The following is an 18,353-nucleotide window of genomic DNA, read 5'->3' as shown; positions in this document are numbered from 1 at the left end:
ACAAAACGTACGCGCTGCAATGCCGAATCCTCAGCTATTTTCACTTGTGGCTACAAATTGTCCCACCCACGGGACACCTGAGTCCACTGTGGAGGTTAGACTTACAAGCCAGCGGCGCATTTTAGCACAGTGCCTGCCCTGTTTTCAGCTACCAGCCATCCTAAGACAATCACGCCAAACCCTCTTTTAAAAGAATCTTTAGCCTCTCATCTGCCTGCCATAATCCCCTCCTGATCAGGCTCCCATCAGCAACGCCGCACTCAGACATAAAACCCCTCTGAGTTCTAGCTTGTTTCACGGTGGGCTTTGGGTAGCATGGCGGCGTTTGTTTCACCTTCTGCTTTCGTCCATTTGAAACCCGGTTTCGTTCTCGCACTCACACTTGCTGGCGCGGGGTTTGCCCTGTCAGCCCTGGCTGCGGAAAAGCGCACCGACGACCCCGGAGCCAGCTCCGAGATCGCTCTCATGCGACTGGGCTACGAGCGTGATCTCATCGAGGCCAGCCTCGCCCCTCTCAAAGCGCAGATCACCACCCTCGCCACCCTGGAAAAGCAGTTCGCCACAGAGCGTGACTACGATGCCGCTATCACCGCGCGCGATGAGCGCAAGCGCCTGCAGAATGAGCTCTCCCGCCTCGACAAGGAGCTCCTCCTCCTGCAGACCCGCGAGCAGGCGCTCAAGACCTCGCTGCTCCCAGACCGCATCAAGTTCCCCCTCGAAAACGCCACCCTCAGCGGCGTGAGGCTGGAGGGCGGCGCCATCACCGGCTGGTCCCAGGTCGGTGCCTCCGCCTCCTGGAAGCTTCCCTCCCTGCCCCCCGGCGGCTACGAGGTGCTGCTGCGCTACCGCTGCCGTGCGGCGGAAGGCGGCAGGCTCCTCATCAAGGAAGCCCGCTACACCCTCACCACCAGCATCGAAACCACCATCAAAGGCCCCGAGGAGCGCAGCGCCGGCACGCTCAAAGTCAGCGATGGTGCCAGCACTCTCACCCTCTCCGCTGACGCGCTCGTCTCGGACAATCTCATGCAGCTCCTTGCCGTGGAACTCGTGCCTGCCTCCCGATGATCCTCCGCCTCTCAGCCCTCCTCCTGCTGCTGCAGGCCGCCACGGCCCTGCGGGCGCAGGCTCCTGCGGCGGAGCCCCCGGCGCTCACCACCGCGCGCTCCACCTTCCTCCGCCAGATCATGGCGGACTCCCAGCTCCTCACCCAGCAGTATGAGCGCGCCCTCGCCAAGGCGGAAACCGAAGTCGCCACCGCAGGAGACTACGAGGAGGCACGCGCCATCCGCCAGCGCCGCGAGCAGCTCCAGGCCCTCTACTCCGGCACAGCCTCCAGCCTGGCCACCACCCTGCCGCTCACTCAGGCGCGCATGATGGGCTCCGCCCAGGCCTCCGGGGAAACCCTCAGTGGCTGGCGCTCCAATGGCAGCGGTGCTGAGTGGCAGAACTTCCGCCTCACGCCCGGCAGCTATCATCTCGAATTTGATGCCAACATGAGCGATGCCCCCGTGGCGGGCAGCATCTACGCCTCGCCCAAGTTTCAGCCTCAGCAGAGCGCCATGTTCGCCTTTGATGAGGTCACCCTGCTCGGCAACTCACAAGAAAACCACCGTGCCTTTGAGATCAAGCGCAGCACGGACGAGACCACCTTCTCCACCGTGCGCGTAGGCCCCATGAACTTCACGCGCAACCCCGTCACCCTCCGCTTCACCGCCACGGACGGCTACCCCGCCAACATCATCCGCATTCGCAATCTCCGCCTCGTCCCTGTCACCGACACCACCGCCGCTGCCGCCCCGGCCTCTGTCACCGAGACCACCACCTCCACCGCCGCCATGCAGCAGGCCACGGCCACCCTCAAGAGCGCCATCGAGACCGCCCGCAAGGCCGCCTCCTCCGGCTATCTCGATGCATTGCACGACCTCGCGGTCACACGCCCCGCGCTGAAAGACCAGATCGACGCCGAGATCCGCCGCATCCAGCGGCTGGACGACCCCAAAAAAGGCAAGTCCGGCATGCATGCCATCAGCAGCAATGGCGATGTCTTCAGCGGCTTTGAGGACATCAGCGACGCACGCCTGGCCGATGAGGAGCCCCTCTCCGGCGCACGCTTCAAGATCACCCACGAAGGCCGCACCCTCCTCGTGCGCCTGCTCTGGATCGACTGCCCCCCGGTGGAGGAAGACGACTCCGACGTGAAGCGCTTTGCCAAATACTTCAGCATTGAGGACGAGGACGTCGTGGCTGTGGGCCGCACCGCGCGCGACTTCACCGCCACCTATCTGCGGGACAAGCCTCTGCGCCTGCTCATTCGTCCGGACCGCGACAAGGACGGCACCCTCGCCGCACTGCTCTTCCTGCCAAATGTGGGGCTCTACCAGAATGTGCTGGTCAATCATGGCCTGGCCTCCGTGATGCCGCCTCCGCGTGAAAAGCAGCACAATGCCATGGAGCGCGCCTTTCTCTCCACCCTCGGCTCTCTGGAGGCTGCCGCCAAACACCGCAAGCCCGCCCCCGGTGCCTGGGCCCTCTCCGAAGAGGCCACAGAAAGGAGGCAGCCATGAGACGTCTTCCTTTCCTCTGCTCCCTCCTGCTGGCCACCGGTGCCTCAGCCCAGCAGCCTGCCCCCACGGCTCCGGCTGCGCCCCCGCCTCCCACGACAGCAGCCCCTCAGTCTGCCACCCGCCTCCAGCAGATGGAGAGCATCTACCAGAAGGAGCTGAGCACACGCCACATCCCGCTGCTGGGCAAATACCTCCTCGAGCTCCAGCGCCAGGCGGCCGTAGCCACGGACAAAAAAGCCTACACAGCGGAGATCGCCCGCGTGCAGCAGATCATCAATTCCGGCGGCGTGCTTGATCTCATCGCCACCCAGCAGGCCCAGGCGGGCACCATGCCCATGCCTGCCCCGATGCCCGCGCCGCCGCCTCCGGAGCAGAAGCAGGCGCTTATCACCCTCTCCCCGGCCCTGGCCCAGGAGGTGGTGCCAAAGCCGCCCGCAGACTCGCAGACCGCCACTGTCGGGGAGATCGCCTGGCGCATGGAGTTTATCGCCGCAGGCACCTACGACATCCTCCTCCACTACTCCTGCCCGGACCTCAAGGAGCCGCTCAAGCTCCGCATCGAGTGCAACGGCCAGGTCATCGAAAAAGACCTCGAAGTCGAGCGCGGCACCTCCAGCGCCCAGACCTTCCGCATCCTCCGCCTCGGCAGCCTTGCCTTGACCTCCGACCTCCGTGGCGAGACACTGCGCCTCACCGCCGGAGACAAAGCCAGCCCGCAACTCATCCTCAAGAGCCTGCTCGTCACCCGGCCGCGCCCGCCTGCCTCCACTCCCTGACGCCATGCGTTTTGCCTTTACGCTTCTCCTAGCCATCCTCGCCCTCGGCGCGCTGCCCTCCTGCAAGCGCATCGAGGCCAAGCTGCGCCGCCTCGCCGAGCAGAGTGGCGTCACCCCCAAGCCCCCGCCTCCACCGCCCAAGCCCGAGGAACCCGCCCTCACCCCCGAGGAGCAGGCCATCGAAAAGAAGCTGCAGGAAACCGCCATGCAGGACGCCGCCGCCCCACCTCCCGAGGCCCCGGCTGCACCGCCCTTTGAGCTCAACAAATCCTCCGTCGTCGCCGTCCTCGGCTACCACGACTTCCGCGACCGCGGCGGCAGCCCCATGCTCATCTCCGCGCCCAAGTTCCGCGATCAGATGCAGGCCATCAAAGACTCCAAGATCCCCGTCATCTCCTTCAGCGACATGATGGCCTGGAAGCGCGGGGAGAAAAACATCCCGGAAGAAGCCATCGTCATCACCATGGATGACGGCTGGGAGGGCGTTTACACCTACGCCTATCCCATCCTCAAGGAGTTCGGCTTCCCCTTCACCGTCTATCTCTACAAAAAATACGTCAACATCGGCGGCCGATCCATGAGCTGGGATCAGATCCGCGAGATGATGAAAAACGGCTGTGAAGTCGGCAGCCACAGCGTCTCTCACGAGAGCCTCAAAAAACGCCCCAAAGGTGGCAAGACCGAGGCCGACTACCAGCAGTGGCTCGTCAGCGAACTCAAGGACTCCCGCGAGTTCCTGGAAGAGAACCTCAAGATCAAATGCCCCTCCTTTGCCTATCCCTACGGCAACTTTGACGACTCCATCATGGAGACCGCCCTCCAGCTCGGCTACGAATCCCTCGTCACCGTCAACGGCCAGAAAGTCACCTGGGACACCCCCAATGGCAAACTGGGCCGCTACATCATCCACGGAGACAACGACATCAATTTCAAGCTGGCCACCAGCTTCCGCGGTCGGGGCGATGTCGGCTCCAACAAGTTCCTCGTGGCCGATGCCAAGAACGACAAGGGAGAGCAGCTCATCCAGCTCAAGCCCAAGCCCGACAGCGTCATCACCGAGCGCCGCCCGCTCGTCGAAGCCGACCTCAAAAAGCTCGGCACCATCGTCCCTGAAAGCATCAAGCTCCGCATCGCCGGACTCGGCACCGTGCCCGTGGAGTACGACCCCGCCGCCATGGTGGTGCGCTTCCAGTTCCCCTACAAGCTGCGCCGCGAGGACTGCGCGCTCAGCCTCAGCTTTCAGCGTGCCGCCACCCAGCCTGCCGAGGTGGTCAGCTGGCGCTTCAAGATCGACCTCGAAGCCGCCTACCAGCCCATCCAGTAGCCCCCTTCCCCGCCCGGCCTGACCAGCCCCGCCTTCGCAGTTGCCAGGCGTGCCCTGCTGCCGACTATCCCACGCCCCTTTTCTCTCCCTCCCGATGTTCTCCGCCCTCTCTGAAAAACTCGAAAGCGCCTTTAAAAAGCTGCGCGGCCAGGCCCGCATCAGCGAATCCAATGTCAGCGATGCCATGCAGGAAATCCGCCTGGCCCTGCTGGAGGCGGACGTGGACTTCAAGGTGACCAAGGACCTCGTGGAGGCGGTGACCAAGCAGTCCGTGGGCTCTGAGGTGCTGCTGAAAGTCTCCCCCGGCCAGCAGATCGTCAAAATCTTCCACGACGAGCTCGTCAAACTGCTCGGCAGCGAAGCCAGCGCGCTGAACGTGGACCCGCCGCAGCGCATCCTCATGACCGGCCTCAACGGTGCGGGCAAGACCACCACCTCCGCCAAGCTGGCCAGCTGGCTCAAGAAGCAGGGCCGCCGCCCGCTCCTCCTCGCGCTGGATCTCTACCGCCCCGCCGCTGTGAAGCAGCTCCAGGTGCTGGGCCAGCAGCTCAATGTGCCCGTCTTCGCCCCTGCCGAAGGCGAGAAAGATCCCGTCAAAGCCGCCAAGGCCGCCCTCGTCTGGCTCAAGGAGCAGGGCAACGGCATCGCCATCTTTGACACCGCCGGTCGTCAGGACCTCGATGAGGAACTGCTCGACGAACTCAAGCGCGTGCGCGCCGTGGTGGAGCCCAACGAAGTCCTCCTCGTGGCAGACGCCGCCACCGGCCAGCAGGCCGTCAGCGTGGCGCAGAAGTTCAATGCCGCCGTCGGCATCACCGGCCTCATCATGACCAAGCTGGACGGCGACGCCCGTGGCGGCGCGCTGCTCTCCATGCGCCAGGTCACCGGCTGCCCCGTCAAATTCCTCGGCGTCGGGGAAAAGGTGGACCAGCTCGAAATCTTCCACCCCGACCGCATGGCTCAGCGCATCCTCGGCATGGGAGACGTCGTGGGTCTCGTGGAAAAAGCCGCCGAAGAGATCGACGAAAAGGAGGCCATGAAACTGGCCGCCCGCATGCAGTCGAACAAATTCGACTTCAACGACATGCTGGCCCAGCTCCGCATGATGAAGAAGCTCGGGCCCATCGGCGGCATCCTCGGCATGCTCCCCGGCATGGGCAAGATGAAGGACATGATCGGCGAGGACGGCGACAAGCGCATGAAGCACGTCGAAGCGCTCATCCTTTCCATGACCCCCAAGGAGCGCCAGCGCCCCGAGATCATCAACGGCCAGCGCCGCAAGCGCATCTGCAACGGCGCCGGACGCCCCGTCATGGAGATGAACCAGCTCCTCAAGCAGTTTGAGATGATGAAAAAACTCATGAGCAACAAGGGCATGATGACCCAGCTCATGGGCAGCATGATGGGTGGCGGCGGCCCTGGCGGCCCCGGAGGAATGATGGGCGGTCTCGGTGGCCTCGGCGGCCTGTTCGGCGGCGGAGCCCCCGGCGGCAAAATGCCCAAGCTCCCCCCAGGCATGAAGTTCCCCGGCAAGTTTTGATTCGCAAGCCGACCGAATGCCATGAAAGCAATTCTTTTGATCTTCACCTGGCTTTCGTGTGCCATGCTCTTGCCTGGCGAAGATACTTTCTACTATCAAACCACCAGCTATCCGGTTTCAATTTTAAAACCTTGGACACCCGACAATCAGTGGGATTTGAACACCCGGTATGCCGGAGAATTTGGCGATGGCGGAGGCTATCTGCAACTCATCGGCTATCCTTCATCCAAAGACATCCCGGGACCGTTGCACTTTTCTGCAGTGTTGATCAACCATGCAGTCGCCACTAAACCCAAAATCCTGGTGCATGAAGATCTGGAAGTTTCAAACGGAGCAATGAAGGCGAAAGGATTGCTGATTCAGTTTTTCCAGTTCAATGCCCCTGAAACCAACACTGTCATTAAAGGCGCTTTGATTAACGGCCTGTTTTATGAAGCATCGCATGCTGCAAAATGAACCTTCACAGCTCTTCATGAAACCCAAGAACTCTGACATCCACGACGCGACTTCTTATCTTTTGAAAAGTCCTGCAAATGCCAGACACCTCGAAGAATCGTTGAGACAGTTGCGCGAAGGAAAAACGAAGGTGTTGGACTTCGCGAAACTTATGCGCCAATCAAAAGGCGGCACCAGGATCAACCATATCGATTCACTTTCATGAGCACCCCTTTCCGCATCGGAGTCGCCGGCGTCGGCGCCATTGGCAAAAACCACGCACGCATCATGGCGGAGATCGCCGCGAAGAGCGAAGGCGCTGTCGCCTTTACCGCCGTGTATGATGCCGATCCTGCACGCGCCGCCGAATTCGCCGCGCAGTATGGCACGCATGCCGCCAGCGACCTGTCCGACTTTGCCTCCCGTGTGGACGCCGCCACCGTGGCCGTTCCTACCATCTTCCACCGCAAAGTGGCAGAGCCCCTCATGCAGGCCGGCATTCACGTCATGGTGGAAAAGCCCATCAGCGAATCCTACGCCGAGGCCCAGGCCCTCATCGAGCTGGCCAAATCCAAGAGCGTCATTCTTCAGGTGGGACACATCGAGCGCTTCAATCCCGTGCTCCTCCAGCTGGAGCAGCGCATGGACAACCCCCGCTTCATCGAAGCCCACCGCCTCTCCCCCTTCCCCAATCGCAGCATCGACATCGGCGTCGTGCTCGACCTCATGATCCACGACATCGAAATCGTGCTCCATCTCGTGAAGTCCGAGCTCATCCAGGTGGACGCCGTGGGCATCCCCGTTCTCACCAAGCGCGAGGACATCGCCAACGCCCGTCTCAAGTTTGCCAACGGCTGCATCGCCAACATCACCGCCAGCCGCATCAGCCCCGAGAAGATGCGCAAGATCCGCGTCTTCCAGAGCTCCAGCTACCTCAGCCTCGACTACCAGGAGCAGAGCGGCTGGATCTACCGCAAAGACGGCATGCAAATCGTCCGCGAGGCCGTGGAGGTGGAGAAGGATGAGCCGCTCAAGCTCGAGATCGCCGCCTTCGTCGAATGCGCCCGCCATGGCCGCCGCCCCATCGTCACCGGCCAGGAAGGCGCCGAGGCTGTGCGCATCGCCCTGGAAATCACCGATCAAATCGAAAAGAACGCCAAGATGAGTGGTCATTAATACCACGAACCATTGAAAACGGGTCTATAGCTCAGGGGATAACAGCTTTGCGAAGCGATGCCACGATCATCGAGAACAGACCCGTTTTCGACGACCAGTGTATAAATCACTCCCCACCATTTAGCTTGCCGCGCAAAAGGGCGATTTCGGGTTCAAATGTCTCTTCCATCCTTTGCACGCGCTCGACAAGCCATTTGATCATGTCAGCCCAGTTGTCTTTGTTGTAACCATCGAAGAGTTTCCGAGCTAGGATGATGGAGGCTTTCTTTTCATCCAGACGCCGCCACTCAAGAGGTTCGCCAAAACGTTGCTCCAATGCGGCGCACCGTTGGTATAAAGTATCGAACAAAGTTTTATTTTGCTCCTTGGCGCTACGAGAAAGTACGAATTCCACTCTCACTTCGTCCTTGCTAAAAACCATCGTGTAATGGACCCCGCTAAGTCCAGACCCAGAGTTAAGCCAATGATCCTTGCCTGGACTTACGTTTGAATAGAGATCGATTCCAGCTTGTTCCAATGCCTCAAGCGCCCGGTGCCAAAACTCTGTTCGCAGTGGAAAGCGCTTAGCCTGCCCACGTTCAGCCTTATGTTCTTCTTTTTCTTTTTCTGAGATTCCGATCATGAGCTCCTCGGCCTCAGCCAAGGGAATAACCTGTTCCAACTGCAGAAATAGAAAGTTGCCTTGTTTGAAAGGAGTAGCCTTAAAACATTGAAGACGCACATCATGTTTTAGCAGCCATAAGACTGTAGATGTCACTTCCTTCCGGAACTGTGCAGCAACAAGAATCAGACGCTGGTCATTACCATGATTCAGCATGACTTCGGCGAAGTCTTCCTGGCCTAAAAATTCGCAAATCTTTTCCTCGGCTCTGGCATCTATCCCTGACTTGTCTAGGTATTGCTGAAAAATGTCAGCAATAGCTGTCTTCGACAAGGTCGAGCAATACGAGGCATATTTTAAGCTCTGCCAAACCACATCTCGGCCAGAGTCATCCAGTTTATTTTCAATGACAACAAGAGCGCCGTCTTTATCCAAGGCAAGAAGATCAAGCCTCTCCCTAGTATCTTCAAAGCCTGCAAACTCTTTTTGCACAATGAGCAATTCCTCACCGAGCGCATCAGGCTGATTAGCAAGCCACTCCTGCAAATGTCCACGCTCGGTGAACCCAAGATCTGCAAACTTCATCTGCGCAACTCTGTGAATGCGATTCGTGGCAGGATCAATTTGGTACATGCAGCAAAAATTTTAGGTTGAATGCAGAAACAAGCAAGAACTGCTCAGCATGCACTTGCTCTCATCCCATTCTCCTGCCGCTTCTTCCACATGTGGTTTGACCAGAACACCATCATTGCTAGTCTCGCGCAAATGACACCCCTTACGCCCTGCCCTGCAGCGAAAATCTTGCAGTAGTTGCATTGATATGAACCGCATCTTCATCATCGCAGGCGAGCTCAGCGGAGACACCCATGCCGCAGGGCTTCTGCGTGAGCTGAAGACACTGGAGCCGGACATGCAGGTCATCGGCCTCGGCGGCCCCAAGATGCGCGAGGTCGTTGGCGATGGCGTGGAAGACTGGGTGGAAACCGCTGGCGTCGTCGGACTCTGGGAGGTGCTGAAAATGTACCGCTACTTCAAGGAGAAGATGGACGCCGTGCTCGACTCCATCCTTGGCCAAAAGCCCGAGGCGGTCATCCTCGTGGACTATCCCGGCTTCAATCTCCGTCTGGCCAGCAGCCTGCGCACCGCCGGCTACAAGGGGCGCATCCTCTACTACATCAGCCCGCAGGTCTGGGCTTGGAAAAAAGGCCGTGTCAAAACCATGGCCAAGGTGCTCGATCTCATGATCTGCATCTTCCCGTTTGAGAAGGAGTTCTACGAGAAGAGCGGCCTGCGCACCGAGTTCAGCGGCCACCCCATGGTGGACCGCGTCGTCACCCTGAAGCGCGACTGGAAGCGCGAGCCCGGCCTCGTGGGCTGGTTTCCCGGCAGCCGCCTCAATGAGGTGCGCCGCCTCTTCCCCATCATGATGGACGCCGCCAAGGCCATCCGCCTGGCTGTGCCCACCGCACGCTTTGCTGTCTCCGCCGCCAACGAAACCCTGGCCAGCTACATGCGCCAGATGGCCGACGACCACGGCATGCCCGAGGCCAAGCGCTGGATCGAAACCGGCACCGTCTATGACCTCATGCAGCGCGCCGAAGCGGGAGCCGTGGCCTCCGGCACCGCCACGCTGGAAGCTGCCTGCTTTGGCCTGCCCTACACGCTGGTCTATAACGTCAGCTGGCCCACCTACATCATCGGCAAGCTCGTCGTCCGCATCAAGCACCTCGGCATCGTCAACATCCTGGCCAAACGCGAGGTCGTTCAAGAACTGGTCCAAGGCCAGCTCAACTCCGACACCCTCGCCCTAGCCACCACCACGCTGCTGACCGACTCCGCCAAACGCGAGCACCTCCAGCAGGATCTCGCCGATGTCGTCGCCACCCTCGGCTCCGGCGGTGCCTACACCCGCGCCGCCAAAGCCGTGCACGAGTTCCTGCCTGCGGCGTGACATCTTTCGGAGCGCGGGCCTCCGAGCCTGCAGCAGGTCGCAAACACGCCAGCAGGGGTGACCGTGCATGAAGTTCCACAGACACGCGAATCCCGGAACGCAAAAAGAGACGTCAGCCAAATGAAGAGTGGCAGATGCTGGCGGAGTGCTGCGGGCTCGTCGGCCCGCGCTCCCTGCGCCCTCACTCTGGCTTCGACTTCTGAAACCAGCCTTTCATTTTATTGAGAAGGCCCTTTTTCGCCTCAGGCTTGGGCTCCGGCTGGCCCGGTGGCGGCAGGATGTCATTGGGCTTGCCTTCATTCGCCGGGACTGCCTTGGGCACCGGCATCTCCGGCATGCTGCCAAAGCTGGCGGTCCGGTCGTAGTTCGCGCTGGCATCTCCCAGCCGCTCCTGCTCCAGCATCAGCGCCGCGTTGTCCGGCAGGATGCGTGGCTGCACAAAGATCATCATCTCGTTGCGCTGCTTGATCTTGTTCGTGCTGCCCACCAGATGCTTGATCAGCGGGATGCGCACCAGGAAGGGCAGGCCGCTCTTGTTGTCCGTGTCACGTTCGGTGATCAGCCCGCCCAGCATCGCCGTGGCCTGATCTGCCACGATGAGGTTGTTATTCAGCCCCTGCTCCGAGATGTTGGGCACCTGGTTGCCGCTGATCGTGGTGTAGCCGGAGATGTCATTGTTCTGCTGCTTGAATTCCAGCATCACCTCGTTGTCGTTGTAGATGTGCGGCGTGATGATGAGCTGCAGGCGCACCGGAATGTACTGCGTGGTGGAGGTGAAGCCCCCGCCCACCACACCGCTGGTGTAGCTCTGCCCTGCGATGGCCACCTGCTGGCCGATGTAGATCTGCGCAGGCTGGTGGTTCAGCGTTGTCAGCGTGGGCTTCTGCATCACCTGAAAGCGTTTCGTGCTCTCCAGCGTCTGCAGGAAGACATTGAGGTTCTTGTTGATCTGCCCGTAGGCCGTCAGCCCGCTCAGCGCCGCAGGGCCGCCCGTGGCCAGAAAGCCGGAGATGTCCTTCAGGTTGGCGGGATTGGCAAAAGCCGTGCCCTGCGTGTTCAGCACGCCGCCCACCAGCCCGTCATTGCCCACCTGTTTCAGCGTCTGAATCCAGTCGAGGCCAAAGTTGAAATTGTCCCCCAGCGTGAAGGTGCCGATGATGGTCGAGAGCAGGATCTGGCGCGGGCGCACATCCAGCTCCTCCGCCAGTTCCTCCAGCGCTTTCACCTGGTCCGGCGGGCCGCTGGCAAAGAACTTCGACGTGCCTGGATCGGCAATCACCAGCGTGTTTGCGATCAGGATGCTGATGGGCTTTTTGGTGATCGCCAGATCAGAGCTCACGCTGCTGGACCCCATGCCCATGCCGCCACCCAGTCCGCTGGATCCCAGACCACCCATGCCCGAGTTCAGACCGCCGATCCCCCCGGTGCCCAGCCCTGAGCCCATGGTGGACCCTGAACCAAATCCGGTGTTGTTGTTGGTGGACTGCGTGCTGTTCGGCTGGGACTTCTGCAAAGAATCGAGGCTGCTGCCCTGCGCCTTCGGATCATTCCGCATCAGCGCCTTCTCAGCGATGCTGAGGAAGGTCGTCAGATCCAGGTAGTTGAGCTTGCGCGAAAAGTAGCGGCTCGCGGTGGGCTCCGCATCCAGCTCCTTGATCAGCGCCTCGATCTTCTTCATGTCCAGCGGCCGTGCCACGACGATGATGCTGTTGGTGCGGCTCACGGCCTGCATGATCGGCTTGCCGCTGCCAGCAGCTCCGCTGATGGAGGCGGAGGAAGGCGCGGAGGCTGCCGCCCCAGGTGTTGCGCCGGGAGCACCTCCCGGAGCAGGTGCACGCGGAGCGCCACCACCGCCGCCGCCGGAACTGCCTTTGGCATCCAGCCCCATGAGCGTGCCCAGCTGCTCGATCACTTCATCCGCCTCGGCGCGCTCGATGCGGAAGGTCTTCTGCACCGTCTCCACCGGCGGCTGGTCCACCTGCTTGGCCAGCTCCACAAAGGCGCGGATCGTCTGCGAGGCCTCGGTGATCACCAGAGCTTGCGAATTCGGCACCGCCAGGATTTTGCCATAAGGGTGCAGCGGGATGATCGTCTGAAAGGCGCTGCTCGCATCCTCGGCGCTGATGAAGTTGAGCTGCAGCACATGCGTCACCACCTGGTCGGTGTCTGGCAGGTCCTCGCTGCGCATGATGATCGGCACATTCTGCGCGGAGGGCATGCTGCCCAGCTCCGCCGCCACCAGCTTGTAAAGATCCGGTCCGCTGGGCACCAGCACATACCCGTGCATCAGCAGCCCCTTCTCAATGATGGAGCGGTACTCGTCGTTGGTAAACTTGCCCGGCACCTCGATGGTCACCACCGCATTCTCCAGCCCGCGGTCGCGCAGCACCTTGCGGCCGGTCACGCGGAAGTACTCGGCCAGCACCTCAGCCACGGGAGTCGCTGTAAAGCTGATCACGTTGCCATCCCCGCCGTCATCAGCAGCAGCCGGTGCCGGAGCAGCGGGCGCACCTGGAACAGCAGCAGGATTCGCTGCTGGCGGCAGCACGGCAGGACCTCCGGCCGGAGGTCCCGGCGGGCGGCCCACTGGCGGTGAGATCGGACGTCCTGGCTGGGGCGGAATGCCTGGCAGACGTTCCGGCACCTGGGCGTAGGCGGCTGGCAGCGTCAGCAGCAGCATCAGAAGAACGGTCGGTGCGGGATGTTTCATGAACAAAAACGGCATGCGGATGATGAGTCTGAGTCGGAAAAAAAGAAGCTGGTTCATTTGGCTGGCGGCGGCGCTTCAGCCATCTCGGGCAGATACAGGCGGCTGAAACGCACCGTGGCGATCACATTGGAGGTGTCCTCATTGTCAGGCACCACCTTCAGACCCGTCACCGTGCAAAAAGATTCCGGAGACAGCTCCTGATGCATCCAGCGGAAGACGGAGGCAAGCGTGCCCTTGAGCGTGAGCGTGACGCCCACCTCGCGGTAGTACGGCTGGCTCGCAGGCTCATGCAGCTGCTTCTTCTGCACCGTCAGCCCCAGCGCGGAGGCGGAGGCCAGCAGGCCTTCCAGCAGCTCCTTGCTCGCTTCGTTTTCACTGGTCATCTGCGGCTGCGCACCCTCCAGCCAGCCGAGGCGTTGCTTCCACAGGTCAGCCTCTGCCAGGATGGCGGTGGACTCCATCTGCCGGAGTTCCAGCGCCTGCTCGCGCCGCTCGATGCCACGCTGCTTCTTCAGCAAACGCTGGGAGAGAATGGCCCCGCCGCAGATCACGGCCAGCACCAGCAGGAGAGAGATCAGACGTTTCTCACTGGACTTCATTCACATCTCCTCCAGAGCTGAGGGTTCCTTCGGCGCGGAAGTCTGCGCGGTTGTCTTCACGGATGGTCGGCACTGGCAGGTTCCAGGTATGATGCTGCAGCGCCGTGCTGGCCAGCAGCCTGTCCCTGAAGCCGAGCGCGTGGTTCACCGTCGCGGCCTCGCCGCTCACGATGATCCTGCCCTTGTCGATTTGAAATTCCTTCAGGCGGATGCCTTCGTCCGGCAGCAGCGAGACGATCTGGTGAAAGATCTCCATCGGATAGAGATCCGGATTGATCGCGCCCTCCATCGCCTCCCAGCGCGCCTGCGCCTGGCTCACCTGCTCCATCTCCGGCTGCAGTGTGGCCAGCTCCGCCTCGGCACGGCTCACGCGTGAGTCACGCCACTGCAGCCGCAGCCACCACGCCCCAAAGAAGCACACATACATCATCGCCCCCACGGCCAGCATCATCAGCTTCTGCTGCCGGGCCTGCCGCTGCTGGCGCTGCTGCGCCACATGGGCAGGCAGCAGCCTCCCCGGCTCCTGCGGCGGGCGCGGGTCCGGGCGCGGCTCCTTGATGATCCCGGCCTCCACAAACAGGCACGCCAGCTGCGGCACAAAGTCCGTCTCGCACGCTGTCCAGATGTGGATGCCCAAGGGCTCCTCCATGAAGTCATGCACCTGCAGTGCGGCGCACAGGTCATGCAGCTCATACGCTGCGTCCGCATCCAGCACGCGGGAGGCCAGCACCGCCGCATGCAGCAGGCTGCCATCCCGCGTAAAGGCGGCCACGCAGCGGCCCAGCTCGCGCCACACCGCCATGCCATTGGCAGGCAGCGGCAGCATGCGCACGCTCGGCTCAAAAGTCTCCGGCTTTTCAGGCCACCCCTCGGTGCTCAGCGCATCCTCGGCCAGCGCCAGGGTGCCTGCCAGCGCGCGGTTCTTCTGCCGCGTCACCGTCCAGTACACCCACTGCGGAGCCTCGCTCGTGCTGGAGATGCCCAGCGTCTCCCAGCGCAGCCCCACAGCGTCTTCAGACACAGTCTCCTCGCTCAGGCTCCAGAAGGGCGCGCTGTCAAAAGCCATCACCTCCACGCCAATGAGCCCGCCGGAGACGGGCGCAGAGCGCTTCCACACGCCCTCTTCACACACCCACGTCTCGCGGCCTTCCTCTCCAGGAAAGCACAGCGACTGCTTGGTCTGGCTGCCAAAGCTCATTCGTTTCATGGTTTCTCCGGTCCTTTCACAGGAAATTCACTCCATTCGGCGATGCGCGGCGCACCGCCGTTCATCGTCAGCACCACGCCGATGCCGCAGCGCACTTCGCCCGCCTGTCCGATGCTCTCGATGTGGCGCGTCGATCCCTGCAGCGTCAGCATCTGCAGCAGTCCGGGGTTTGCCGCCACTGCGGCGGCGATGCCCAGCATCGATGTTGCCGCCTCGATCGTTTGGTAGGGCATGTCATCCTGCGTCTGTGGCAGGCCGTCGAGACCATTGCGCGTGTTCACCATCATCGTGGCGTTTTCCAAGGAGGCACCCGTCACTGCGGCGATGATCTCCGCCGGTGCGGTGTTGATGTCCAGCTGGCCGCTGCCACGCAGCGTGAACCACGTGCGCCAGTCCGGCTTGGCCGCGCGCACTTCATCCATGCGTGCCACCAGCTCCACCTCATCCAGGCTGGTAAAGGGGCGGTTCAGCGGCAGCCCGCTGCGTCCAGCAAACTCATAGTCCAGTCTCTCCGCGCTGCCCGGCCGGCGCTTCAGATCATCCGGATCTTTCCAGTCCATCAAGGAGGCTGCAATGTCCTGCGCATCCGTGATGGGAAATCCCCATGACATCAGGATGCGCTCCAGGATCGGCAGCTTGTCATCCGTCAGCAGCGCGTTCAGGTTCAGCCGGCGCTCCTCCGTGGTCAGCTGTGCTTCAAAGGCCTCCACCTCGGAAACCTTTCTCCGCAGCAGCGGATCTCCCGCCTTGATCATCGGATGCACCGCCACGGCGATCCCCGCCTCCGCCAGCTGCCGCGCACGCACCACGCCCATGCGTGCCATCTGCATCTCCGCATGCTGCCGCGAGATTCCGGCGGTCATGATGATGAGAAATGAAAGCACCATCATCAGGCATAATACCGCCAGCAACACCGAGCCTGAAGCCGATGCCTGCCGCACAGTTGGTAGATCGCATTTCACCAGCATGCATGGTCCTTCATGGGCCGTGATCCTCAAGTCGAATCTTTACATTCAAAGCACTGCCTTCGCCTGATCTCCCCCGCCAGTTTTTCTCTACGCGCACTCGGTCATTCGCGACATTCTCGTCACTTAATCTCGCGCCTTCAGCACTCCCACCATGTCCAGCTGCCGCAGCATGCGCCCCACCACCAGGAAGGATGCACACGAGGCCGCCAGCACCACGATCACCGCCAGCGTGTATGTGTGCAGGCTGATCACCAGCGGCAGCCGCACCGTCTCCGTGCGTACTTTCTCAATGATCAGCGTGGCCAGCCCGCGCCCAAACAGCAGCCCCAGCGGCAGCGCGCTCGCGATCAGCAGCATCAGCTCCCCCAGCAGCACACCCGCCACCTCACGCTGCGTAAAGCCGATGACCCGCAGCGTGGCCAGATCCCGGCTGCGCTCAGAGAGCGCGATGCGTGCGCTGTTATACACCACCCCAAAAGCCACGATGATGGCCAGCACCAGATACAGCTTTCTCAGAATGCCGATGCTCTGCCCTGTCGTGCTGCGGAAAGACTCCAGCTGGTCCTGTTTCACCAGCGTGGTGGCCACACGCGGCGTGTCTTTCACCTCGCGCATAAACTCCTCCCACCGCGACTGGTCCACCGTCAGGTACGCACCGCTCACCGTCTCGCCCTCATGCATCAGGCGGTGCAGCGCCTCGATGTCCATGAAGGCGGACACTCCCGCAAAGTCCTCCAGAAATCCACGCACGGGCACCTGCATCGTGTCGCGCCTGCCTTCCAGCGCCTCCACCTGCACCACGTCTCCAATGTGCGCGCCAAGGCTGCGGCCCAGTTGTGCAGACATCACGATCCCCTCCTCCGGCAGCACGATGCGCCGCCGCTCAGCATCCATCAGCCGGTTGAGATCGGCGTTTCTCGGCAGCCCTGTCACCGCCAGCTTGCGGTAGTGGTGGCCAAAGCGGATGCGCGCCTGCACCGCGCGCACCGGCTCGGCACGCTGCACCCCGGGCAGCTGCTCCACATTATGCAGCGCATCTCCAGACCCCGGCTCGGCAAAAAACACCACCACATCCTGCCGCTGCACATCGTTCCATTGATACGTCAGCAGGTAGTCGATGCTGTCCGCCATCGATCCCGGCAGCACCATCAGCCCTGTGGCCAGCGACAGGCCAAACACCGTAAACAGCGCCTGCACCGGCCTGCGCTCGATGTTTCTCAGCGCCATGCGAAACGCCGGACCGCTGCCACGCGTGAGCCCGATGCGCTCCAGCATCGACGGCTTGAAATCCGCCGGCGGCTCAGGCCGCATCGCCTCCGCAGGCGGCAGCTTCACCGCCATCCACACCACGCTCACCACGCCGAGAAACGATGCCGCCGCGCTGATCACCAGCGCGATCCCCAGCGCCCCGTAGTCCATGCGGAAGTTCAGCGCCGGAAAGCGGAAAAACAGATCGTAGATGCGCACCAGCCCGCCCCCCGCCCAGCGGCCGATCAGGCCGCCCGCCAGCGTGCCCAGCACCACGATCACCAGCGCATAGTTCAGGTAATGCCAGCCCACCTGCCAGGAGGAATATCCCAGCGCCTTCAGCTGCGCGATCTGCTCCCGCTGCAGCCGCACCAGACGCGCCAGCACCGCATTCACCATGAAGGCCGCCACGCTCAGAAACACCACCGGATACGCCACCGACAGCGCACGCACCACGCTCAGCTCATCATCCAGCCGCTTGGCGCTGTTGTGGTCCTGCCGGGTGTAGGCGCCCTGCGCGCCATAGTCCTTCATCAGCCGGTCCATCTCCGCCAGAACGGGCCCCGGCTTCGCGCCTGGAGAAAGATCCACGCAGATGTCGTTGAAGGCGCCGTCAAGATTGTACGGCACGGCTATGGCCTGGTAGTTCATCCAAAACACGCCGTAGCGCTTGTTGTCCGGCAGCGTCTGCCCTGGCCGTGCCTCAAACACGAACTCCGGCGAAAGTCCGATGCCGCAGATGATGATCGCATCCCGGTGCCCGTTGATGATCGCCGCCAGGCTGTCTCCGATCTGCAGCTTGTTCGCCAGCGCAAACGACTCGCTCACCACTGCATGGCGGCGCTCGTCCGGCAGCGGCAGCCTTCCCTGGCGGATGAAAATCTTGTTCAGCGTCTGCGAGCGCCCCTCCGGCAGCGACACCAGATGCCCCGAGGCGGGCTCTGTCATGCCCACGATGTCCAGCGTGGCATCCACCACCACCCGCGCCTCCACCGCCGCCACACCCGGTATCTCCGCCACACGGTCTGCCAGCGAAAGCGGCGCGCGCTTCAGCGAGGCAAACACATCCGCCAGCCGGTAGCGCTGGTAGTACGCGTCCCGCGTGCTTTCCAGCGTCATCACAATGCTGCGCGTCATGATCATCATCGCCAGCCCGCACGCCATCACCAGGCTCACCGCCACGATCTGCCCCTTCATGCGCCCCAGGTCGCGGAAGAGTTTCAGGTCAAGCGGAGTCAGCATAAGCGTCTATGG

Annotated in this window: 15 protein-coding genes; 9 read left to right on the top strand and 6 right to left on the bottom strand. The window is 62.0% G+C overall.

All coding sequences use genetic code 11. The features are described 5' to 3' along the window. The first annotated feature begins 351 nt into the window (after window positions 1-351). The 8 genes from HNQ65_RS23750 to HNQ65_RS23715 all read left to right on the top strand — a co-directional run bounded on the left by HNQ65_RS23750 (window position 352) and on the right by HNQ65_RS23715 (window position 7,815). Window positions 352-1,065, top strand: coding sequence for a hypothetical protein (locus tag HNQ65_RS23750; RefSeq protein WP_184343786.1), 714 nt, complete (start codon window positions 352-354; stop codon window positions 1,063-1,065). Next, window positions 1,062-2,564 carry a thermonuclease family protein gene (locus tag HNQ65_RS23745; protein ID WP_184343784.1) on the top strand — a complete coding sequence of 501 codons (1,503 nt, stop codon included), beginning with the start codon at window positions 1,062-1,064 and terminating at the stop codon, window positions 2,562-2,564. Before HNQ65_RS23750 ends, HNQ65_RS23745 begins: the two co-directional genes overlap by 4 nt. Beyond that, complete coding sequence (locus HNQ65_RS23740; RefSeq protein WP_184343781.1) at window positions 2,561-3,340, top strand: hypothetical protein; 780 nt, start codon at window positions 2,561-2,563, stop codon at window positions 3,338-3,340. Before HNQ65_RS23745 ends, HNQ65_RS23740 begins: the two co-directional genes overlap by 4 nt. 4 nt (window positions 3,341-3,344) lie before the next feature. Next, window positions 3,345-4,664, top strand: coding sequence for a polysaccharide deacetylase family protein (locus HNQ65_RS23735; protein ID WP_184343779.1), 1,320 nt, complete (start codon window positions 3,345-3,347; stop codon window positions 4,662-4,664). Between the two features lie 94 nt (window positions 4,665-4,758). After that, window positions 4,759-6,204 carry a signal recognition particle protein gene (gene ffh / locus HNQ65_RS23730; protein WP_184343777.1) on the top strand — a complete coding sequence of 482 codons (1,446 nt, stop codon included), beginning with the start codon at window positions 4,759-4,761 and terminating at the stop codon, window positions 6,202-6,204. Between the two features lie 21 nt (window positions 6,205-6,225). After that, window positions 6,226-6,660 carry a hypothetical protein gene (locus tag HNQ65_RS23725; protein ID WP_184343775.1) on the top strand — a complete coding sequence of 145 codons (435 nt, stop codon included), beginning with the start codon at window positions 6,226-6,228 and terminating at the stop codon, window positions 6,658-6,660. Window positions 6,661-6,676: 16 nt separating this feature from the next. After that, on the top strand, window positions 6,677-6,865 hold the full coding sequence (locus HNQ65_RS23720) for a type II toxin-antitoxin system Phd/YefM family antitoxin (protein ID WP_184343773.1): 189 nt from the start codon (window positions 6,677-6,679) through the stop codon (window positions 6,863-6,865). Beyond that, complete coding sequence (locus HNQ65_RS23715) at window positions 6,862-7,815, top strand: Gfo/Idh/MocA family protein (RefSeq protein ID WP_184343771.1); 954 nt, start codon at window positions 6,862-6,864, stop codon at window positions 7,813-7,815. Before HNQ65_RS23720 ends, HNQ65_RS23715 begins: the two co-directional genes overlap by 4 nt. Before the next feature lie 106 nt (window positions 7,816-7,921). Here HNQ65_RS23715 and HNQ65_RS23710 read toward each other — a convergent pair whose 3' ends face one another. Beyond that, the gene (locus HNQ65_RS23710) at window positions 7,922-9,049 is read right to left on the bottom strand and encodes a DUF4268 domain-containing protein (protein WP_184343769.1); all 1,128 of its coding nucleotides are present in this window, start codon (window positions 9,047-9,049) and stop codon (window positions 7,922-7,924) included. 187 nt (window positions 9,050-9,236) lie between these two features. Here HNQ65_RS23710 and lpxB point away from each other — a divergent pair, with 187 nt between their 5' ends. Then, a complete protein-coding gene (gene lpxB, locus HNQ65_RS23705; protein ID WP_184343767.1) occupies window positions 9,237-10,367 on the top strand; it encodes a lipid-A-disaccharide synthase in 1,131 nt (376 codons plus the stop codon). A gap of 181 nt (window positions 10,368-10,548) precedes the next feature. On the opposite strand, the gene HNQ65_RS23700 is transcribed toward lpxB, so the two are convergent. From HNQ65_RS23700 to HNQ65_RS23680, 5 genes are all read right to left on the bottom strand, one after another. Continuing rightward, window positions 10,549-13,077 (bottom strand): secretin N-terminal domain-containing protein, encoded by a 2,529-nt coding sequence (locus tag HNQ65_RS23700; RefSeq protein WP_184343765.1) that lies wholly within the window; start codon window positions 13,075-13,077, stop codon window positions 10,549-10,551. A gap of 53 nt (window positions 13,078-13,130) precedes the next feature. Beyond that, window positions 13,131-13,676, bottom strand: coding sequence for a hypothetical protein (locus HNQ65_RS23695; protein WP_184343763.1), 546 nt, complete (start codon window positions 13,674-13,676; stop codon window positions 13,131-13,133). Then, the gene (locus HNQ65_RS23690) at window positions 13,663-14,883 is read right to left on the bottom strand and encodes a hypothetical protein (RefSeq protein WP_184343761.1); all 1,221 of its coding nucleotides are present in this window, start codon (window positions 14,881-14,883) and stop codon (window positions 13,663-13,665) included. Before HNQ65_RS23690 ends, HNQ65_RS23695 begins: the two co-directional genes overlap by 14 nt. Then, window positions 14,880-15,746: a type II secretion system minor pseudopilin gene (locus HNQ65_RS23685; protein ID WP_184343759.1), complete on the bottom strand. Its 867-nt coding sequence runs from the start codon at window positions 15,744-15,746 to the stop codon at window positions 14,880-14,882. Before HNQ65_RS23685 ends, HNQ65_RS23690 begins: the two co-directional genes overlap by 4 nt. A 228-nt stretch (window positions 15,747-15,974) precedes the next feature. Next, entirely contained in the window at window positions 15,975-18,341 is a 2,367-nt protein-coding gene (locus HNQ65_RS23680; protein WP_184343757.1) for an ABC transporter permease, read from the bottom strand. Window positions 18,342-18,353 lie beyond the last annotated feature (12 nt).

The sequence above is a fragment of the Prosthecobacter vanneervenii genome (assembly GCF_014203095.1).
In the GTDB taxonomy this organism is placed as follows: Bacteria; Verrucomicrobiota; Verrucomicrobiia; order Verrucomicrobiales; family Verrucomicrobiaceae; genus Prosthecobacter; species Prosthecobacter vanneervenii.
Note: the sequence above shows the minus strand (reverse complement) of the source record. Positions and strands in the feature narration are given on the sequence as shown.

Excerpts from the sequence above, each read along its gene's own strand:
- HNQ65_RS23740 (WP_184343781.1), top strand. The coding sequence starts at position 2,561 with ATGAGACGTCTTCCTTTCCTCTGCTCCCTCCTGCTGGCCACCGGTGCC.
- HNQ65_RS23690 (WP_184343761.1), bottom strand. The coding sequence starts at position 14,883 with ATGAAACGAATGAGCTTTGGCAGCCAGACCAAGCAGTCGCTGTGCTTT.
- HNQ65_RS23710 (WP_184343769.1), bottom strand. The coding sequence starts at position 9,049 with ATGTACCAAATTGATCCTGCCACGAATCGCATTCACAGAGTTGCGCAG.
- HNQ65_RS23745 (WP_184343784.1), top strand. The coding sequence starts at position 1,062 with ATGATCCTCCGCCTCTCAGCCCTCCTCCTGCTGCTGCAGGCCGCCACG.
- ffh (WP_184343777.1), top strand. The coding sequence starts at position 4,759 with ATGTTCTCCGCCCTCTCTGAAAAACTCGAAAGCGCCTTTAAAAAGCTG.
- lpxB (WP_184343767.1), top strand. The coding sequence starts at position 9,237 with ATGAACCGCATCTTCATCATCGCAGGCGAGCTCAGCGGAGACACCCAT.
- HNQ65_RS23715 (WP_184343771.1), top strand. The coding sequence starts at position 6,862 with ATGAGCACCCCTTTCCGCATCGGAGTCGCCGGCGTCGGCGCCATTGGC.
- HNQ65_RS23680 (WP_184343757.1), bottom strand. The coding sequence starts at position 18,341 with ATGCTGACTCCGCTTGACCTGAAACTCTTCCGCGACCTGGGGCGCATG.
- HNQ65_RS23700 (WP_184343765.1), bottom strand. The coding sequence starts at position 13,077 with ATGAAACATCCCGCACCGACCGTTCTTCTGATGCTGCTGCTGACGCTG.
- HNQ65_RS23695 (WP_184343763.1), bottom strand. The coding sequence starts at position 13,676 with ATGAAGTCCAGTGAGAAACGTCTGATCTCTCTCCTGCTGGTGCTGGCC.
- HNQ65_RS23735 (WP_184343779.1), top strand. The coding sequence starts at position 3,345 with ATGCGTTTTGCCTTTACGCTTCTCCTAGCCATCCTCGCCCTCGGCGCG.
- HNQ65_RS23720 (WP_184343773.1), top strand. The coding sequence starts at position 6,677 with ATGAAACCCAAGAACTCTGACATCCACGACGCGACTTCTTATCTTTTG.
- HNQ65_RS23685 (WP_184343759.1), bottom strand. The coding sequence starts at position 15,746 with ATGACCGCCGGAATCTCGCGGCAGCATGCGGAGATGCAGATGGCACGC.
- HNQ65_RS23725 (WP_184343775.1), top strand. The coding sequence starts at position 6,226 with ATGAAAGCAATTCTTTTGATCTTCACCTGGCTTTCGTGTGCCATGCTC.